This window comes from Citrobacter amalonaticus, assembly GCF_037053465.1.
Lineage (GTDB): Bacteria > Pseudomonadota > Gammaproteobacteria > Enterobacterales > Enterobacteriaceae > Citrobacter_A > Citrobacter_A amalonaticus_H.
In genome coordinates this window covers 1-1,791 of sequence record NZ_JBALIF010000048.1, presented here as the reverse complement: position 1 = coordinate 1,791, position 1,791 = coordinate 1, and the positions used below count along the sequence as shown (strand labels likewise).

The window sequence follows — 1,791 nt, the reverse complement described above, 5'->3', positions numbered from 1 at the left end:
CGTCGGCGTACCGCGCATAGCATAGGCTTGCATGGTCTGGGGAATATCACTTTCCGGGGATGGCATGTCTACACCGACAGGGAAAGGAATGCGGTATTCCGACAGAAAGGTTTCCAGCGCGTGCGCAGTCATTACCTCATGATGTTCGAAAACTGTATGCAGTCCGATAACCGCCACTTTATCCTGCGGAAACAGAGCGTAAACGCGTGAAGCCTGCGGTAGGCTGTGGGAAACACAGCCAGGACACAGCATCTGAAATGCCTCCATCACCACGACCTTGCCGCGCAGTGATTCCAGAGTTATCGGCTGTGGGGTGTTAAACCAGCGTTCGACGATGAGAGCGGATGCTCGCGGGGGGATGATCTTATTCATATACACTCCAGAACCCGCACCGAGTGCGGGTCATTATCAGTCACGGGGTGGTGACTTTTGTATGCACAATATCAAACTCAGCCAGCACAGCCTCATCGGCTTTGGTTTCAATACTTCCCTGATGAGGTTCATTTCCATGTGCATTCACACACGTCGTGACAGCCATAGCTTACACAATTGCAAGTGATCCTTAACGCAGATCTTCGATAGATGCGCCAAAATTGATGTGCAGCGGAATACCGCCATCCAATACTAGCGCAGGAACGGATTTCACGCCCGCCGCCATGGCTTCAGCCACGCGCGCTCTGTTGTCGCCGAGATGAATGATTTCGACCGTGTACTTTGATGGATCAAGCGCCAGCGCGATTTGTTGTTCTGCATCGACACATACCGGGCAACCTGCGTGGAAGAAAACGGCTTTTTTACTCATGATTACTCTCCTGGTGATAAATATGGTATCGATTCGATACCATTAAATTGTACCCACGGACAGAAAAGATTGTCAACATAGTTTTGAATCGATACCATTAATTAAAATGAACATAATCAGACAAAGTCAGGAAACGCAGTTTGTCCGGTATGTTTCCCGGCATGCAAAAGGCAGGTTACTGTGACACTCTTTGATATTCTTGAACGCTTGGTAAGTCTGCAAATGGGTAGCCTTTATCGCCATCCGCAGTTAAAAGGGCTTCCCGCAACCTGGGTTCAGATTCTTTACTATCTGATGCGGTGTAATGGTTATTCCAATACACCAGCCGCGACAACGGAATTTTTGGGCCTGACTAAAGGTACGGTATCGCAGTCCCTGAACAAACTGGAAAATGAGGGCTGGCTAAGGAAAGAAAATGACGGCAGGGACAAGCGAGTGGTTCATCTGGTTCTGACGCCGAAAGCGCGTGACGTGATGAGTGGCATCATGCAGGACAACAAGCAGGATCAATGGGATTCGTTACCGTTTTCAGAAGAACAACTGAAGACGGTTTTTCTGGCGCATCTGCGGTATATGCAAAAAAGTCAGGGTGCCAGGCTGTTTGGCGAGTGTCGCTTTTGTCGGTTTCATCAGCAGCAGAATGGGCGTCCCTGGTGTGGTCTGACCGGGGAGTCTATCCCAGTGAAGAGTATCAAGCTAATTTGTCGTGAGTTTGAGGAGCCGGAAAGACCGGAGCCTATTAACGAAATATGAATACTGGATCGGTAACAGGAAGAGGCTGTTCGCCAGGGATGCTATTCAATCGCTGAAGTATCTGAACAGCACAGCGAGTCGGTGCACTGTCTTTATAAATGGCTGCGCGCTGTTAAACCTGACAACAGTGGACAGCAGGCACAGGATTTACTGGATCTCAGAACAGAAATTCTCAGACTGAAAGCGCAGCTTAAACAGACTGAGGAAGTACGGGATATTCTGAAAACCTAGACGAC

4 protein-coding genes and 1 pseudogene are annotated in these 1,791 nt (G+C 49.1%); 2 read left to right on the top strand and 3 right to left on the bottom strand.

The window, feature by feature from the left end:
• The 3 genes from WB371_RS23655 to WB371_RS23645 form a co-directional block, all read right to left on the bottom strand.
• On the bottom strand, positions 1-372 hold a 372-nt coding region (locus WB371_RS23655), incomplete at its 3' end, for a TlpA family protein disulfide reductase (RefSeq protein WP_336222377.1).
• Between the two features lie 40 nt (positions 373-412).
• Positions 413-538 (bottom strand): hypothetical protein, encoded by a 126-nt coding sequence (locus WB371_RS23650; protein ID WP_336222376.1) that lies wholly within the window; start codon positions 536-538, stop codon positions 413-415.
• 24 nt (positions 539-562) lie between these two features.
• Positions 563-802 carry a thioredoxin family protein gene (locus WB371_RS23645; protein ID WP_336222375.1) on the bottom strand — a complete coding sequence of 80 codons (240 nt, stop codon included), beginning with the start codon at positions 800-802 and terminating at the stop codon, positions 563-565.
• Between the two features lie 180 nt (positions 803-982).
• Between WB371_RS23645 and WB371_RS23640 the strand changes: the two genes are divergently transcribed.
• Entirely contained in the window at positions 983-1,555 is a 573-nt protein-coding gene (locus tag WB371_RS23640) for a MarR family winged helix-turn-helix transcriptional regulator (RefSeq protein ID WP_336222374.1), read from the top strand.
• Between the two features lie 15 nt (positions 1,556-1,570).
• A pseudogene (locus WB371_RS23635) lies at positions 1,571-1,780 on the top strand (transposase); the annotation flags it as partial.
• Positions 1,781-1,791 lie beyond the last annotated feature (11 nt).